This window comes from Pseudomonas parasichuanensis (assembly GCF_021601385.1).
Classification (GTDB): Bacteria; Pseudomonadota; Gammaproteobacteria; order Pseudomonadales; family Pseudomonadaceae; genus Aquipseudomonas; species Aquipseudomonas parasichuanensis.
Map to the genome: position 1 here is coordinate 25,636 of NZ_BQHO01000017.1, position 16,467 is coordinate 42,102.

12 protein-coding genes are annotated in these 16,467 nt (G+C 63.3%); 9 read left to right on the forward strand and 3 right to left on the reverse strand.

What is annotated here, in order from left to right; genetic code table 11:
* The first annotated feature begins 732 nt into the window (after positions 1-732).
* The 8 genes from L6D77_RS14920 (at position 733) to L6D77_RS14955 (ending at position 12,522) form a co-directional block, all read left to right on the forward strand.
* Positions 733-2,127 carry a polynucleotide adenylyltransferase PcnB gene (locus L6D77_RS14920; protein WP_232884879.1) on the forward strand — a complete coding sequence of 465 codons (1,395 nt, stop codon included), beginning with the start codon at positions 733-735 and terminating at the stop codon, positions 2,125-2,127.
* Between the two features lie 2 nt (positions 2,128-2,129).
* Positions 2,130-2,609 carry a 2-amino-4-hydroxy-6-hydroxymethyldihydropteridine diphosphokinase gene (gene folK, locus L6D77_RS14925; protein ID WP_232884878.1) on the forward strand — a complete coding sequence of 160 codons (480 nt, stop codon included), beginning with the start codon at positions 2,130-2,132 and terminating at the stop codon, positions 2,607-2,609.
* Positions 2,610-2,859: 250 nt separating this feature from the next.
* Positions 2,860-3,660 (forward strand): 3-methyl-2-oxobutanoate hydroxymethyltransferase, encoded by an 801-nt coding sequence (gene panB, locus L6D77_RS14930; protein ID WP_232884877.1) that lies wholly within the window; start codon positions 2,860-2,862, stop codon positions 3,658-3,660.
* The gene (gene panC / locus L6D77_RS14935) at positions 3,657-4,520 is read left to right on the forward strand and encodes a pantoate--beta-alanine ligase (RefSeq protein WP_232884876.1); all 864 of its coding nucleotides are present in this window, start codon (positions 3,657-3,659) and stop codon (positions 4,518-4,520) included. Before panB ends, panC begins: the two co-directional genes overlap by 4 nt.
* A gap of 239 nt (positions 4,521-4,759) precedes the next feature.
* Entirely contained in the window at positions 4,760-6,424 is a 1,665-nt protein-coding gene (pgi, locus tag L6D77_RS14940) for a glucose-6-phosphate isomerase (RefSeq protein WP_232884875.1), read from the forward strand.
* Between the two features lie 239 nt (positions 6,425-6,663).
* Entirely contained in the window at positions 6,664-8,598 is a 1,935-nt protein-coding gene (acs, locus tag L6D77_RS14945; RefSeq protein WP_232884874.1) for an acetate--CoA ligase, read from the forward strand.
* A 40-nt stretch (positions 8,599-8,638) separates the two neighbouring features.
* Positions 8,639-9,508, forward strand: coding sequence for an oxygenase MpaB family protein (locus tag L6D77_RS14950; protein WP_232884873.1), 870 nt, complete (start codon positions 8,639-8,641; stop codon positions 9,506-9,508).
* A 77-nt stretch (positions 9,509-9,585) separates the two neighbouring features.
* A complete protein-coding gene (locus L6D77_RS14955) occupies positions 9,586-12,522 on the forward strand; it encodes a DUF748 domain-containing protein (RefSeq protein WP_232884872.1) in 2,937 nt (978 codons plus the stop codon).
* 253 nt (positions 12,523-12,775) lie between these two features.
* Here L6D77_RS14955 and L6D77_RS14960 read toward each other — a convergent pair whose 3' ends face one another.
* Positions 12,776-13,189, reverse strand: a complete 414-nt coding sequence (locus tag L6D77_RS14960; protein ID WP_125462545.1) for a VOC family protein — start codon at positions 13,187-13,189, stop codon at positions 12,776-12,778.
* A 60-nt stretch (positions 13,190-13,249) separates the two neighbouring features.
* Between L6D77_RS14960 and L6D77_RS14965 the strand changes: the two genes are divergently transcribed.
* Positions 13,250-13,552 (forward strand): heme-binding protein, encoded by a 303-nt coding sequence (locus L6D77_RS14965; protein WP_232884871.1) that lies wholly within the window; start codon positions 13,250-13,252, stop codon positions 13,550-13,552.
* A gap of 79 nt (positions 13,553-13,631) precedes the next feature.
* On the opposite strand, the gene L6D77_RS14970 is transcribed toward L6D77_RS14965, so the two are convergent.
* Together L6D77_RS14970 and pnp are read right to left on the reverse strand one after the other, a co-directional pair.
* A complete protein-coding gene (locus L6D77_RS14970) occupies positions 13,632-13,982 on the reverse strand; it encodes a BON domain-containing protein (RefSeq protein WP_232884870.1) in 351 nt (116 codons plus the stop codon).
* Positions 13,983-14,253: 271 nt separating this feature from the next.
* Entirely contained in the window at positions 14,254-16,359 is a 2,106-nt protein-coding gene (gene pnp / locus L6D77_RS14975; protein ID WP_232884869.1) for a polyribonucleotide nucleotidyltransferase, read from the reverse strand.
* Between the last annotated feature and the right edge of the window lie 108 nt (positions 16,360-16,467).

Sequence of the window (16,467 nt, forward strand, 5' to 3'; positions counted from 1 at the left end):
GCCCGCGCCCACACTGTACCTGTGGGCGCAGGCTTGCCCGCGATGCGTTTGGGGCCGGTAACACAGATCAGTTCCCGCAGAAATCTGTTACCTCGGCTTTCAGGCGTAACAGCTCCCGAGGCTTAAGGTAACGAAATGTCCACATTCGCCCGCCTCCTAAGCCCGCCCAAAACGACAAAACCCCCGGATTCATTGGCTTTTCAAAAGTTGGCACGGCATCTGCTATATGTCTGGTACAAGAACAATAACAAGCACTGCAACTCAGAATAAGAACAAGACGAAACGGCTCACGCACAATAAAAACAAGACGGCGGAGGCGCAGCTAACTGATTCTTTTGGAGAGGAGCTGTGTTTGGGGCTTGCCCCACGATCAGACAGAGAACAACAAAAACTGCACTCAAAAGCAGCACCTGAACTGATTGGATCGAAAGATCAGCATCATCTCGGCGACCAAAGCAATCCGTTTGCTCTTCACCCCTGGTTTAGGGGTCGTTCACAAGCTTCGAGATTTGTGAACAGGGCACTCAACAAAAACAAGAAGCCCAGCAGAAAAACAATAAGAGCACACAACGACTTGGTGGGGAGCTTCGGCTCCCCATTGTCGTTTCTGGGCGTCTGCCATGCCCTTTGGCACACCGCCTACACCATTCCCCCAGTAAATGCTAGAATCCCCGCCCATCATGCGGCCATTCTCCTATCCTTGGCCGAACATTCCTTCAAACAGTGCATCCCATGCTGAAGAAGCTGTTCCAGTCGTTCCGCCCGCCGGTCCCCGGCCAGCACCACAGGCGCACCACGCCTGAAGTGATCAACAAGAGCCAGCACTCGCTGCAGCGCAGCCAGTTCAGCCGCCATGCCGTGGGCATCGTCGAGCGCCTGCAGGCAGCCGGCTACCAGGCCTACCTGGTCGGTGGTTGCGTGCGCGACCTGATGCTGGGCATTACACCCAAGGACTTCGACGTCGCCACCAGTGCCACCCCCGAACAGGTGCGTGCGGAGTTTCGCAACGCCCGCATCATTGGCCGGCGCTTCAAGCTGGTCCACGTGCATTTCGGCCGCGAGATCATCGAAGTCGCCACCTTCCGTGCCCCGCATTCGGACGAGGACCAGGCCGACAGCCACCGCTCCTCGCACAATGCCAGCGGCCGCATTCTGCGTGACAATGTGTACGGCACCCTTGAGGAAGACGCGCAGCGCCGCGACTTCACCATCAATGCCCTGTACTACGACCCGGTCAACGAGCGCGTGCTCGATTACGCCAACGGCGTGCACGATGTGCGCAACCGCCTGCTGCGCCTGATCGGCGACCCAACGCATCGCTACCAGGAAGACCCGGTGCGCATGCTGCGCGCCGTGCGCTTTGCCGCCAAGCTGAACTTCGGCATCGAGAAGCACACCGTGCAACCGATCCGCCAGCTGGCCAAGCTGCTGCGCGAGATCCCGCCGGCGCGGCTGTTCGAAGAAACCCTCAAGCTGTTCCTCAACGGCCAGGGCGCATTGGCCTTCGAGATGCTGGTCGACCTGGAGCTGTTCGAGCCGCTGTTCCCGGCCAGTGCCCACGCCCTGGAAGAGCGCCCGACCTACACCCACACCCTGATCAGCCAGGCCCTGGCCAACACCGACCTGCGTGTCAAACAGGGCAAGCCGGTCACGCCAGCGTTCCTCTTCGCCGCCCTGCTCTGGCCAGCCCTGCCAGGCCGCGCGCTGCACCTGCAGAGCCAAGGCGTACCGCCGATCCCGGCCATGAACGGCGCAGCCCACGACCTGATCGCCGAACAGTGCCAACGCATTGCCATCCCCAAGCGCTTCACCCTGCCGATCCGCGAGATCTGGGACATGCAGGAGCGCCTGCCACGGCGCAGCGGCAAACGCGCCGACATGCTGCTGGACAACCCGCGTTTCCGCGCCGGCTACGACTTCCTGCTGCTGCGTGAAAGCGCTGGCGAGGAAACCGATGGCCTGGGCCAATGGTGGACCGACTACCAGGACGCCAATGACAGCCAGCGCCGCGACATGATTCGCGAACTGGGCAACCGCGACGACGGTGCCAGCACCGGCGCCGGCCCGCGCAAGCGCAAGCGCAGCCCCGGCAAACGCAAGCGCGACGACGAGCAGGCGTGGGACTGAGCATGAGCACCCGCGCTTACATCGGCCTGGGCAGCAACCTCGACGAGCCCGCCGAGCAGCTGCGCAGCGCCCTGCAGGCGCTGGATGTGCTGGCCGACACGCGCCTGGCGGCGGCTTCGGCGCTGTACACCAGCGACTCGCTGCTGCCCGGCCAGCCGCGTTACACCAATGCCGTGGCAGCCGTCGATACCCGGCTGGCGCCGCTGGACCTGCTCGACGCCCTGCAAGCCATCGAGAACGACCAGGGCCGTGTGCGCCTGGAGCGTTGGGGGCCGCGCACCCTCGACCTGGACATGCTGTTGTTCGGTGACCAGCTCATCGACGTACCGCGCCTGAAAGTACCGCACTACCACATGCACGCCCGCCCCTTCGTGCTCTACCCGCTCGCCGAGCTGGTCGATGCCGACTTCCGCCTCGCCGATGGCCGCAGCCTGCAGCAATTGCTCCAGGACTGCCCGTTCGTCGGCCTGGAACGCCTGTAAATCGGGCGTTTCAGACGGCGGTAACGCCAGTAACACCCACCCCGTAACATTGCGGTAACACGGGTCATTGACTTCCCCCACCTCGCTCACGACTATAGGCATCCCGCGGCGCCACTATGCCGCAATCACCCATTTAGGCCCGGACGGACCTGTGCCCGAACATCACAGACGATGATGTGCCGCTCCGCTTGATGAATACACGCGTTGTACGCAGTTGTTTTTCACAGCGCCTGAACGAGGATGCCCCTACATGCCTGAAGTAACCCTGACCACCCTGCACGGCCTGAAGGCCAAGGGTGAAAAAATCACCATGCTGACCTGCTATGACGCCACCTTCGCCAAGGCCGCCAGCCAAGCCGGCGTGGACGTACTGCTGGTGGGCGATTCCCTGGGAATGGTCCTGCAAGGGCATGACAGCACCCTGCCCGTCAGCAACGACGACATGGCCTACCACACCGCCTGCGTCAAACGCGGCAATGATGGCGCACTGATCCTGACCGACCTGCCCTTCATGGCCCATGCCACCCCTGAGCTGGCCTTTGCCAATGCCGCGCAGCTGATGCGCGCCGGCGCCCACATGGTCAAGATCGAAGGCGCTGCCTGGCTGGCCGAGACCATCCGCCTGCTGGCCGAGCGTGGCGTGCCGGTGTGCGCGCACATGGGCCTCACGCCACAGACCGTCAACGTGCTCGGCGGCTACAAGGTACAAGGCCGCCAGGAAGCCCAGGCGCGGCAGATGCGCGCCGACGCCATCGCCCTTGAGCAAGCCGGCGCCGCCATGCTGCTGCTCGAGTGCGTGCCCAGCGAGCTGGCCGCGGAGATCACCCAGGCAGTGGGCATTCCGGTGATCGGTATCGGTGCCGGTAGCGCCACTGACGGCCAGGTGCTGGTGCTGCACGACATGCTCGGCTTGTCCCTCAGCGGCCGCATGCCGAAGTTCGTGAAGAACTTCATGGCCGGCCAGCCGGACATCGACAGCGCGCTCAAAGCTTATGTGCAGGCCGTGAAAGACGTCAGCTTCCCCGCCAGCGAACATGGGTTCAGCGCATGAATACCGTCAAGACCGTCCGTGAACTGCGCGCCGCCGTGGCCCGCGCCCGTGGCGAGGGCAAGCGCATCGCATTCGTGCCGACCATGGGCAACCTGCACAGCGGCCACGCCGCGCTGGTGACCAAGGCCGCCCAGCGCGCCGACTTCGTGGTCGCCAGCATCTTCGTCAACCCGCTGCAATTCGGCGCCGGCGAAGACCTGGACAAATATCCCCGCACCCTCGCCGCCGACCAGGAGAAACTGCTCGAGGCGGGCTGCCACCTGTTGTTCGCCCCTACCGTCGAGGAGATGTACCCCGATGGCATGGCCGTGCAAACCCGGGTCAGCGTGCCGCAACTGTCCGAAGGCCTGTGCGGCGCCAGCCGCCCGGGGCACTTCGAGGGCGTGGCGACCGTGGTCAGCAAGCTGTTCAACATGGTCCAGCCCGACCTTGCCGTGTTCGGTGAAAAGGATTTCCAGCAGCTGGCGGTGATCCGCGCCATGGTTCGCGACCTGAACATGCCGATCCAGATCATCGGCGAACCGACCGTGCGTGCCGAGGACGGCCTGGCGCTGTCGTCGCGCAACGGTTACCTGAGCGCCGAACAGCGCGCCAGCGCGCCGGCGCTGTATCGCACCCTGAGCAGCATGGCCGAAGCCATTCGCCGTGGGCGACGCGACTTCGCGGCGTTGATCGCCGAGGGTCAGGCACAGCTGGATGCCGCCGGTTTGCGCAAGGACTATCTGGAAGTGCGCCATGCACTTACCCTGCGCCCAGCGCAGGTCGACGACCGTGATCTGGTGGTGATCGCCGCGGCGTACATGGGTAACACCCGGCTGATCGACAACCTCTACCTGCACCTGGAAACACCCACCGCCTGAGCCCGGGCCTGCTGCGCAGGCCATCGCAGGCTGTCGCCAGTTCCCACAGCAAAGCTGCATGAATCTTGTGGGCGCTGGCGAAGCCTGCGGTTGGGGCGCAACCCGCTCCCTGCAATATTTCATCCCACACCCGCCCTGCCCCATTCCCGCTTCCCGACCAATGCCTATAATGTGCAGTTTGCAACTGGCCATCCGTACCAGTGTCATAGCCTGACCATGCACCAAGGAAATCATCCGCAATGGCGTATTACCGTACTCCCCACGATGTGACGGCGCTGCCCGCCTGGCAGGCGCTTCAACACCACCGCGACGCCTTGCAGGGCTTCAGCATGCGCGAAGCCTTCGCCGCCGACGGCAAGCGCTTCGAGCAGTTCTCCCTGAGCAGCTGTGGCCTGTTCCTCGACTACTCGAAGAACCTGATCACCGAACAGACCCGCGAACTGCTGGTGAACCTGGCCAACGAAGTCGAACTGGGCGACGCCATCAAGTCGATGTTCAGCGGCGAGATCATCAACGGCTCGGAAGGCCGCCCGGTGCTGCACACCGCGCTGCGCCGCCCGGTTGGCGACAAGCTCAGCGTCAACGGTGCCAACGTGATGCCGGAAGTGCACAAGGTGCTGAACCAGATCACCGAGCTGGTCGGCCGCATCCACGACGGCCTGTGGCGCGGCTACAGCGAAAAGCCGATCACCGACGTGGTCAACATCGGCATCGGCGGCTCGTTCCTCGGCCCGGAACTGGTCTCCGAGGCCTTGCTGCCCTATGCCCAGCGCGGTGTGCGTTGCCACTACCTGGCCAACATCGATGGCAGCGAGTTCCATGAACTGTCGGCCAGCCTGCGCGCCGAAACCACCCTGTTCATTGTCTCGTCGAAGTCGTTCAACACCCTCGAAACCCTGAAGAACGCCATGGCCGCCCGTACCTGGTACCTGGCACAGGGTGGTTCGGAAGCCGAGCTGTACCGCCACTTCATCGCCGTGTCGAGCAACAAGGCTGCCGCCGTGGCCTTCGGCATCCGCGAAGAGAACATCTTCCCGATGTGGGACTGGGTCGGCGGGCGTTACTCGCTGTGGTCGGCCATCGGTCTGCCGATCGCCCTGGCCATCGGCACCGCCAACTTCAAAGAGTTGCTGTCCGGCGCCTACACCATGGACCAGCACTTCCAGACCGCACCGTTCGACAAGAACATGCCGGTGCTGCTGGCCCTGCTGGGCGTATGGTACGGCAACTTCTGGGGCGCCAAGAGCCATGCGATCCTGCCGTACGACCATTACCTGCGCAACATCACCAAGCACCTGCAGCAGCTGGACATGGAGTCCAACGGCAAGAGCGTGCTGACCGACGGCACCCCGGTGAAAACCGACACCGGCCCGGTGATCTGGGGTGGCGTGGGCTGCAATGGCCAGCACGCCTATCACCAGTTGCTGCACCAGGGCACCCAGATGATCCCGGCCGACTTCATCGTGCCGGTGGTGAGCTTCAACCCGGTGGCCGACCATCACCAGTGGCTGTATGCCAACTGCCTGTCGCAGAGCCAGGCGCTGATGCTCGGCAAGACCCGCGAGGAAGCCGAGGCCGAACTGCGTGCCAAGGGCCTCAACGAGGCCGACATCGCCAAGCTTGCCCCGCACAAGGTGATCCCGGGCAACCGCCCGAGCAACACCCTGGTGGTCGAGCGCATCAGCCCGCGCCGGCTGGGTGCGCTGGTGGCGATGTACGAGCACAAGGTCTTCGTGCAAAGCGTGGTCTGGGGCATCAACGCCTTCGACCAGTGGGGCGTGGAGCTGGGCAAGGAACTGGGCAAGGGCGTGTACCAGCGCCTGGTCGGCAGCCTGGAAGACAGCGCCGAGGATGGCTCCACCCAGGGCCTGATCAACTACTTCCGCGGCCGTCACCGCGGCTGATAGCGCCTGGCGCACGCCGCTCTTTGTGCAGGAGCGGCCTTGTGCCGCGAAAGGGCCGCAAAGCGGCCCCTGCCATTTATGCATCCACACCAAGAGCCTGGGGCCGCTTTGCGGCCCTTTCGCGGCACAAGGCCGCTCCTGCAACGACCGCATGTCCCCTGGGAACACCCCCACCTTCTACACTGTCCATCGAATAGCCGCTGCTGTCCCACTCCCCTACAAGAGCAGGACCACCCGCCATGTTCGATATCCGCAACTACCCCCAGGCCCTGGCCGTCTGCCAGGCCGCCGAATTGACCGACGACGACTACCGTCGCCTTTACCGCCAGTCGGTGGAAGACCCCGACACGTTCTGGGCCGAACAGGCCCAGCGCCTGGACTGGATCAAGCCCTGGTCAAGCGTTCAGCAATGCGACCTGAACACCGGCACGGCGCGCTGGTTCGACGGCGGCCAGCTCAACGTTTCCTACAACTGCATCGACCGCCACCTGGCCCAACGTGGCGAGCAGACAGCGTTGCTGTGGGAAGGTGACGCCCCGCACGACAGCAAGGCGATCAGCTACCGCGAACTGCACCGCCAGGTCTGCCGCCTGGCCAATGCCCTCAAGGCACGCGGGGTGAAAAAAGGCGACCGGGTCTGCCTGTACATGCCGATGATCCCCGAGGCCGCCTTCGCCATGCTGGCCTGCACACGCATCGGCGCCATCCACTCCGTGGTGTTCGGCGGTTTCTCGCCCGACGCCCTGCGTGACCGCATCCTCGACGCCGACTGCCGCACCGTGATCACTGCCGATGAAGGTGTGCGCGGCGGCAAGCGCATACCGCTCAAGCAGAATGTCGACAAAGCCCTGGCCAGTTGCCCCAATGTCAGCAGCGTGCTGGTGGTGCGTCGCACAGAGGGCGATGTGGCCTGGAGCGATGGCCGCGACCTCTGGTACCACGAAGTAACGGAAAAGGCCGGTGACGACTGCCCGCCCGAACCGATGAACGCCGAGGACCCGCTGTTCATCCTCTACACCTCCGGCAGCACCGGCAAACCCAAGGGCGTGCTGCACACCACCGCCGGCTACCTGCTGCAGGCCACGATGACGTTCAAGCTGGTGTTCGACTACCGCGACGGCGAGGTGTTCTGGTGCACCGCCGACGTGGGTTGGGTGACCGGCCACAGCTACATCGTCTACGGCCCGCTGGCCAATGGCGCAATTTCACTGATGTTCGAGGGCGTGCCCAATTACCCCGACACCTCGCGCTTCTGGCAGGTGGTGGACAAGCACCGGGTGAATATCTTCTATACCGCGCCCACCGCCCTGCGCGCGTTGATGCGCGAAGGCTCGGGCCCCTTGCAGGGCACCTCGCGCAAAAGCCTGCGCCTGCTCGGCAGCGTGGGCGAGCCGATCAACCCGGAAGCCTGGGAGTGGTATTTCGAGGCAGTCGGGCAGCAGCGCTGCCCCATCGTCGACACCTGGTGGCAGACCGAGACCGGCGGCATCATGCTCACCCCCCTGCCCGGTAGCCAACGGCTCAAGCCCGGCTGCGCCACCCAGCCCATGTTCGGCGTGCAACCGGTATTGCTGGACGAAAAAGGCAAACCCATCGAAGGCCCCGGCGCCGGGCTGCTGGCGATCAAGGCCAGTTGGCCGGGGCAGATCCGCAGTGTCTACGGCGATCACCAGCGCATGGTCGACACCTACTTCAAACCCCTGCCCGGCTACTACTTCACCGGCGACGGTGCCCGCCGCGACGCCGACGGCGACTACTGGATCACCGGGCGCATCGACGACGTGATCAATGTCTCCGGCCACCGCATCGGCACCGCCGAGGTCGAGAGCGCGCTGGTGCTGCACGACAGCGTCGCCGAGGCCGCGGTGGTGGGTTACCCGCACGACCTGAAAGGCCAGGGCGTGTATGCCTTCGTCACCCCCATGAACGGCGTCACCCCGGACGATGCGCTCAAGGCCGAGTTGCTGGCCCTGGTCAGCAAGGAGATCGGCAGTTTCGCCAAGCCCGAGCTGATCCAGTGGGCCCCGGCCCTGCCCAAGACCCGCTCGGGCAAGATCATGCGGCGTATACTGCGCAAGATCGCCTGCAACGAACTGGACAACCTGGGGGACACCTCCACCCTCGCCGACCCGAGCGTGGTCCAGGGCCTGATCGACAAGCGCCTCAACCAGTAACCCGCGGCCCGGGCAGGGCCGCCCTGCCCGCAAGGTCGCCATGGAAGCCCTACGCCGCCGCATCGAAACCCAGGTCATGAGCCTTACCGGGCTGGCCCTCGGCCAGCTCGACCTGGAAAACCCCAAAGGCGACCCAGGGCTGTTCGGCCCCCAGAGCATCAGCTGGCAGGTGCACGGCGACTTCCCGAGCATGCTGGTCGGCGGTATCAGTGCGTTGATGTTGCAGCTGCTGCACCCACTGGCACTGGCCGGCGTGTGGGACCATTCGAACTTCCGCGAAGACCTGCTCGGCCGCCTGCGCCGTACCAGCCAGTTCATCTCCGGCACCACCTTCGGCTCGACCCGTGACGCCGAGTGGCTCATCGACAAAGTACGCACCATCCACCTCAAGGTGGTCGGCACCGCCGCGGACGGGCGCCCCTATGCCGCCAGCGACCCCGACCTGCTGACCTGGGTGCACGTGGCCGAAGTGAGCAGCTTCCTCGCAGCCCACCTGCGTTATCGAAACCCCGGCCTGTCCCGCACCGACCAGGACGCCTACTACAACGAGATCGCCCTGATCGCCGAACGCCTGGGCGCTCGTGACGTACCGCGCTCCTGCAGCCAGATCGAGGACTACCTGCAACGCATGCGTCCACAACTGCTTTGCGATGCCCGCAGCCTGGAAGTGATGGACATCCTGTTCAAGGCGCCGGCGCCCAGCCGCCTGGCCGAGCCGGTGGGCAAACTGATGCTCAAGGCGGGGGTGGACCTGCTGCCCGGCTGGGCCCAGCAGATGCTGGGGCTGCAGCAGGGCCTGCTGGCCAGGCGCCTGATCCGCCTGGGCCTGGCCAACACCGCCCCGGTGCTGCGCTGGGCCATGCGCGACGGCTCGGCGCACCGCGCAAGGCGGCGCATGGGGATCGAATGAGGTTTTTCCGACCCCGGCGGAACCTGTTGAACGTGCCATACTCCAAGCACTCCAGCCTGATACAGACGAAGCGACACATGCACAAAGGATTGACTCGCGCCCTTGGCGCCTTGCTGGCCCTGGTGGCCCTGTACAGCCTGCTCGGCTTCCTGATTCTCCCCGGCATCGCACTGCGCATTGCCAACCAGCAGCTTGCGCAATACGCCACCGTGCCGGCGCACCTGCAGCGCATCGAACTCAACCCGTTCAGCCTCGAACTGACGCTGTGGGGCCTGCAGATCGGCGAGCCCGGCAAAGAGCAAATCGGCTTCGAACGGCTGTACGCCAACCTGGCACTCGACAGCCTGTGGACCAAGGCCCTGCACCTGGAGGCCGTCGAACTGGACAAATCGCGCACCGAGCTGCTGTTCGCCAAGGACGGCAGCCTCAACCTGACGCAACTGTTCAAACTGCCGCCCAGCGAGCCGAAAGCCGAAGAACCACCCAGCGACCCATTCCCACTGCGCATCGGCAGCATCAAGCTCAGCGAAGGCTACCTGCACTTCGAGGACCAGCGCCCCAGCGAGCCCATCGAGTTCATCTACGATTCGATGAACCTGGAGCTGAAGAACCTCAGCACCCTGCCCGACGACAACGCCGACATGACCCTGGTGGCCAACGGCCCCAACGGTGGGCGCATCGACTGGAGCGGTAGCCTGAGCCTCGCGCCGATCGCCTCCGAAGGTACCCTGAAAGTCACCGACGGCAAGATGAAAGCGTTCTGGCCCTACGTACGCGACGCCGTGCCCCTGGTGCTGGAAGATGGCGTCGTCAGTCTCGACACCCATTACAAGCTCAGCCTGGCCAAAGAGACCGAGCTGCTGCTGGACCAAACCTCCGTGCGCATTGCGCCGTTCGCCATCAAGGCCCCCGATGGCCGACCACTGGCGCGCCTGGCCAGCCTGGAGGTCAGCGAAACGTCCATCGACCTGGCCAAGCAGTTGGTGACCGTCGGCAAGATTCGCAGCGAAAAACTCGAAACCTGGGCGGCGCTGGAAAAGGACGGCCAGCTCGACTGGCAAAAGCTGTTCGCCAGCCAACCGGCCAAGGCCACCCCCAAGGAAAAGGCCGAACCCGCCGCCGCCGAACCCACCGACAAGGAAAAAGCCGCCAAAGAGCCGAGCAAGCCCTGGCAGGTGCTGCTCAAGGACGTACAGGCGCGCAACTACATGGTCCACCTGGCCGACCGCAGCCAGAAGGAGCCTGTGGCGCTGGACGTGGGCCCGCTCAACCTTGACCTGCAGAACTTCGACAGCCTCAACCAGTCGCCCTTCACCCTCAAGCTCGATACCGGCGTGGGCAAGCAGGGCAAGCTGCAGGCCGCAGGCGAAATCAACCTGGCACCGGTCACCGCCAAACTCGATGTGGCCACCCGCGACATCGACCTGCGCGTGGCCCAGGCCTACATCAGCCCGTTCATTCGCCTGGAACTGCGCAGCGGCATGCTGTCCAGCGACCTCAAGGTGAACCTCAAGAGCACCGAGCCGCTGGCGTTCAACATTGCCGGCAAGGCCCAGGTCAACCAGCTGCACACCCTGGACACCATCAAGAACCGCGACTTCGTCAAATGGCAGCAGGTCAACGTCGATGGCCTGTCCTATGTGCATGGCGACGCCCTGTCGATCGACAAGGTGACCCTGCTGCAACCCTATGCACGCTTCATCATCAACGAAGACCGCACCACCAACGTGGATGACCTGCTGATCCCGCAACCCGCCGGGGCGCCTGCGGCCTCCCAGAGCAAGCCTGCCACTGCCGGCAGCAGCAAACCGCTGGGCATCCGCATCAGCCAGATCAGCATCAACGATGGCTCGGCCAACTTCGCCGACCTGACCCTGACCCCGAACTTCGCCACTGCCGTGCAACAGCTCAACGGCCAGATCGGCACCCTCGACAACCGCAAGCCGCAACCGGCCAAGGTCGACATCAAGGGCAAGGTCGACCGTTACGCGCCGGTAACCATCAAGGGCGCGCTCAACCCCTTCAACCCGCTGGCCAGCCTGGATATCGCCACCAGCTTCAAGCGCGTCGAACTGACCACCTTGACCCCCTACTCCGGTAAGTTCGCCGGTTTCCGCATCCGCAAGGGCCGCCTCAATCTCGACCTGCACTATTTGATCACCAACGGCCAGTTGAAAGCCGAGAACAAGCTGGTGGTCGAACAGCTGCAGTTGGGCGAGAAGGTCGACAGCCCGGACGCGGTGGACCTGCCGATCCGCCTGGCGGTCGCGCTGCTCAAGGATACCGAGGGCAAGATATCCATCGAACTGCCGATCTCCGGCGACCTCAACAACCCGCAGTTCAGCGTCATGCCGATCGTCTGGCAGACCCTGCGCAACCTGGTGCTGCGTGCCGCCCAGGCGCCGTTCAAGTTCATCGGCGGGCTGGTTTCTGGCGGTGGCGCGCAAGATCTGGGCAATGTCTCGTTCGCTGCCGGTTCAAGCGAGCTCAGCACAGACGCCCAGGCTTCGCTGGACAAGCTGGCCTCGGCACTCAAGGCGCGCCCGGAGTTGCGCCTGGAGATCAAAGGCACCGCCGCCCAGGGCAGTGATGGCCCGCTGATCGCCCAGCAGCGCCTGGAGCGCGAGTACCAGGCCACCTGGTACAAGGTGCTGCAGCGCCGTGGCGACAAGGTGCCGGCCAACCCTTCGCTGCTGGTGGTCGACGACAGCGACAAGCCGCCCATGCTCGAAGGCATCTACCGCACCCGGCTGAAACAGCAACCGCCCGCCGAGTGGGAAAAGCTCGGCCGTGATGAGCGCACCACCAAGCTGCGCGAGGCGGTGATCAAGTCCTGGGCAGAGAGCGCGCCGTTGCTGCGTACCCTTGGCCAAGAGCGGGCCAGCAGCATCAAGGACTACCTGGTGGACAAAGGGCAGCTCGAAGATGACCGGGTGTACTTCATCGATGCATCCCTCGGCCAGGCCGAGAGTGATGGCCGGGTGGTGACGCCGCTGCACCTGGATGCCGAGTAATCCGGCATCCGGACATGACTCGCGGGGCAAGTCGAAGCGGTGCAACCTGGGTGGGAGCAACTGCCTAGCGCAGCGTTTCTGTAGCAGCGGCCTTGTGCCGCGAAAGGGCCGCAAAGCGGCCCCGGTTTTCGGCGTGACCACATAATTTGCCGGGGCTGCTGCGCAGCCCTTTCGCGGCACAAGGCCGCTCCTACAGATGCCATGCCCCCATGTGAAGGCGAGCGTGCCCCCGCTAACGCGATCAATCAAACACTCAAACCAGCCGCTGCCCCGACACCGACGGGTGATACAGCGGCTGTACCTTGTTGCCCGCCGGGTCCAGCAGATGGAAGCTGCGCGCACCATCACCGTGGTTGAACGGGCGGTCGAGCAAGGTCACGCCGTGCGCCTTGAAGTATTGGTACCAGGCCTCCAGCTCCTCCACGCTGTCGACGATGAAACCATAGTGATCCAGGGTCTGCAGGCCATTGGCGGCACCTGCGCCGCGCCCCAGCGAGAGGTTGTCGTTACCGCAGGTGAGGTAGACCAGGTCTTCGTTGGCGCGATTGAGTACTTCCATGCCCAGCACATCGACGTAGAAGCGCTCGCACTCCTCCAGATTGGGCACCAGCAGGGCAATGTGGCGCAGGCCATTGAGTCGGCCTGGGCGGGCAGGTAAATCGGTCATGGTCAGGACTCCATTTTTGTATACAATTCGAGTGCGAATTTAAAACAAAAGGAAGCGCCTGTGTATAGCCTGTTTATCAAGACGCGCGTGAAGCCCGGCACAGCCGAAACCTTTATCAGCGCCATCAAAGCCAACGCGGCGGCCTCGGTGGCCACCGAGCCGGGCTGCCTGGTGTTCGATGTGTCCGTGGACCGCGAAGACGCCGACGTGATCTACCTGTACGAGATCTACCGTGACGATGCCGCTTATGAAGCGCACACGCAGACCGCCCACTTTCGCGACAGCAGGCCATTGGTGGAGCCGTTAATCCTGGAGCAGGTGTGTTTCGAGAGTGATGTGATTGCCCGCAACCCCGGGATCTGACACGCAAACAAAAGCCCCGGCATATGCCAGGGCTTTTGTTTGATTGGTGGCCAATTCCCTTTGGCCGACGGGACGTCCCTTATTCGGATTTCAGGCCATCAGCCGAGACGGCTTTGACGCCTTTGATTTTCTTGGTGATGGCAACAGCCATTTCTTTCTGGGCATCGGTAACTGCCACTTGCGACGACAGCGAAACGACACCTTTGTTGGTTTCGACTTTGATGTCGCTGCCCGGCACACCTTTTTCGGTCATCAGGTCAGCCTTCACCTTGGTAGTGATCCAGGTGTCGGAGGTAGCTTCCGTGGCTTTGGTCACCTCACCGGCCGCAAGTGTCATCGGGGCCTGGGTGGACTGGGCAGCAAACGCCGCGTTAGCCATGGTCAGGGTCAGCGCGGTGGCAGTAGCGGCAGCAATGGCGAACTTCTTCATGAGGGTCACTCCTGTTTTTCGAAAGGTCTGCGCCGTGATTCCTGGCGTCAGGTAGAAGTGATGTTGCAGGGGTTGTGCCAGGTTTTATATTTTTAATTAACCGTTATAAATCAATGATTTAGCAAATCAGCACGATACAGTGGATCGTGCAATTTGCAAGTATGGGCATATTGTTGAGTGCAAGATGCAAGCTCGCCCGCTGCGCGACAGGCGCAATCAGCGCCCATAAAAAAAGGACCCCGAAGGGTCCTTCTTTCCAGCATCGAAATGCTTAGACGCCCGATGCCTTGGCAGCGGCAACGTCTTTGATCGACAGCTTGATACGGCCGCGGTTGTCCACGTCCAGTACCAGTACTTCGACTTCCTGGCCTTCCTTCAGGATGTCGGTGACCTTCTCGACACGCGCATCGCTGAGCATGGAGATGTGCACCAGGCCGTCCTTGCCCGGCAGGATGTTGACGAAGGCGCCGAAGTCGACGATGCGCTCGACCTTGCCGACGTAGATCTTGCCGATCTCGGCTTCTGCGGTGATGCCCAGGATGCGCTGCTTGGCAGCATCTGCCGCTTCCTTGGTTTCGCCGAAGATCTTGATCGAGCCGTCGTCTTCGATGTCGATCGAAGCCTTGGTTTCTTCGCAGATACCGCGGATGGTGGCGCCGCCTTTACCGATGACGTCACGGATCTTGTCGGTGTCGATCTTCATCGCGATCATGGTCGGTGCGTTGGCCGACAGCTCGGTACGCGACTGGCCGATGATCTGGTTCATCTGGCCGAGGATGTTCAGGCGCGCTTCCAGGGCCTGGCCCAGGGCGATTTCCATGATCTCTTCGGTGATGCCGTTGATCTTGATGTCCATCTGCAGCGCGGTAACGCCTTTGGCGGTACCGGCTACCTTGAAGTCCATGTCGCCCAGGTGGTCTTCGTCACCCAGGATGTCGGTCAGAACGGCGAACTTCTCGCCTTCCTTGACCAGGCCCATGGCGATACCGGCAACCGGTGCCTTCATCGGCACGCCGGCGTCCATCAGGGCCAGGGAAGCGCCACAGACCGAAGCCATGGAGCTGGAGCCGTTGGACTCGGTGATTTCCGATACGACGCGGATGGTGTACGGGAACACGTCGGCGGAAGGCAGCATGGCCTGGACCGAACGACGGGCCAGACGGCCGTGGCCGATTTCGCGACGGCCAGCACCGCCCATGCGGCCACACTCGCCTACCGAGAACGGTGGGAAGTTGTAGTGCAGCATGAAGGGGTCTTTCTTCTCGCCTTCGAGGGTGTCCAGCAGCTGGGCGTCACGCGCGGTACCGAGGGTGGCAACCACCAGGGCCTGGGTTTCGCCACGGGTGAACAGGGCCGAACCGTGGGTCTTGGGCAGTACGCCGACTTCGATGTTCAGCGGGCGCACGGTCTTGGTGTCGCGGCCATCGATACGTGGCTTGCCGTTGACGATGTTTTCGCGAACGGTGCGGTATTCGATTTCGCCGAAGATGTCTTTGACTTCACCGGCCGATGGCTGGCCTTCTTCACCGGAGAACTTGGCAACCGCCTGGTCGCGCAGCTCGCCCAGGCGCGCGTAGCGGTCGGCCTTGACGGTGATGGTGTAGCCCTGGGAAACAGCTTCGCCGAACTCGGCGCGGATGGCGTCGAACAGCGCGGTATTGGCAACGGCCGGTTTCCAGTCCCAGGTCGGCTTGGCGGCTTCGGCAGCCAGCTCTTTGACCGCTTTGATCACGGCCTGGAATTCGTCGTGGGCAAACAGCACGGCGCCCAGCATCTGGTCTTCGGTCAGCTCTTTGGCTTCCGATTCAACCATCAGTACGGCCGATTCGGTACCGGCTACGACCATGTCCAGGCTCGATGCGGCCTGCTGCTCGTAGGTCGGGTTCAGCAGGTAGCCGGTGCTTTCGTGGAAGGCAACGCGGGCGGCGCCGATCGGGCCTTCGAACGGAATGCCCGAGATGGCCAGGGCAGCCGAGGTACCGATCATCGCAGCGATGTCCGGATCGGTCTTCTTGCTGGTGGAAACCACGGTGCAGACAACCTGCACTTCGTTCATGAAACCTTCTGGGAACAGCGGGCGGATCGGGCGGTCGATCAGGCGCGAAGTCAGGGTTTCTTTTTCGGATGGGCGGCCTTCACGCTTGAAGAAACCACCTGGGATCTTGCCAGCGGCGTAGGTCTTTTCCTGGTAGTGCACGGACAGCGGGAAGAAGCCTTTGCTCGGGTCGGCATGCTTGGCACCGACCACGGTCACCAGCACGGTGACATCGTTGTCGACGGTGACCAGCACAGCGCCGGTGGCCTGACGGGCAATGCGGCCCGTTTCGAGGGTTACGGTCGATTGACCGAACTGGAATTGCTTGATTACCGGGTTCACGGTTTCCTACCTTTTTCAGTGGCTCTGGGGGAACTGGTTTCTTGCGAATTCTTGGGCAGAACAGGGAATCGGCCCCGTTGACCGTCCAGATACAACACGAGGCTGGGA

What these genes read in the sequence shown, in the direction of transcription:
- L6D77_RS14920 (WP_232884879.1), top strand. Translation starts at nt 733, where the DNA reads ATGCTGAAGAAGCTGTTCCAGTCGTTCCGCCCGCCGGTCCCCGGCCAG.
- folK (WP_232884878.1), top strand. Translation starts at nt 2,130, where the DNA reads ATGAGCACCCGCGCTTACATCGGCCTGGGCAGCAACCTCGACGAGCCC.
- panB (WP_232884877.1), top strand. Translation starts at nt 2,860, where the DNA reads ATGCCTGAAGTAACCCTGACCACCCTGCACGGCCTGAAGGCCAAGGGT.
- panC (WP_232884876.1), top strand. Translation starts at nt 3,657, where the DNA reads ATGAATACCGTCAAGACCGTCCGTGAACTGCGCGCCGCCGTGGCCCGC.
- pgi (WP_232884875.1), top strand. Translation starts at nt 4,760, where the DNA reads ATGGCGTATTACCGTACTCCCCACGATGTGACGGCGCTGCCCGCCTGG.
- acs (WP_232884874.1), top strand. Translation starts at nt 6,664, where the DNA reads ATGTTCGATATCCGCAACTACCCCCAGGCCCTGGCCGTCTGCCAGGCC.
- L6D77_RS14950 (WP_232884873.1), top strand. Translation starts at nt 8,639, where the DNA reads ATGGAAGCCCTACGCCGCCGCATCGAAACCCAGGTCATGAGCCTTACC.
- L6D77_RS14955 (WP_232884872.1), top strand. Translation starts at nt 9,586, where the DNA reads ATGCACAAAGGATTGACTCGCGCCCTTGGCGCCTTGCTGGCCCTGGTG.
- L6D77_RS14960 (WP_125462545.1), bottom strand. Translation starts at nt 13,189, where the DNA reads ATGACCGATTTACCTGCCCGCCCAGGCCGACTCAATGGCCTGCGCCAC.
- L6D77_RS14970 (WP_232884870.1), bottom strand. Translation starts at nt 13,982, where the DNA reads ATGAAGAAGTTCGCCATTGCTGCCGCTACTGCCACCGCGCTGACCCTG.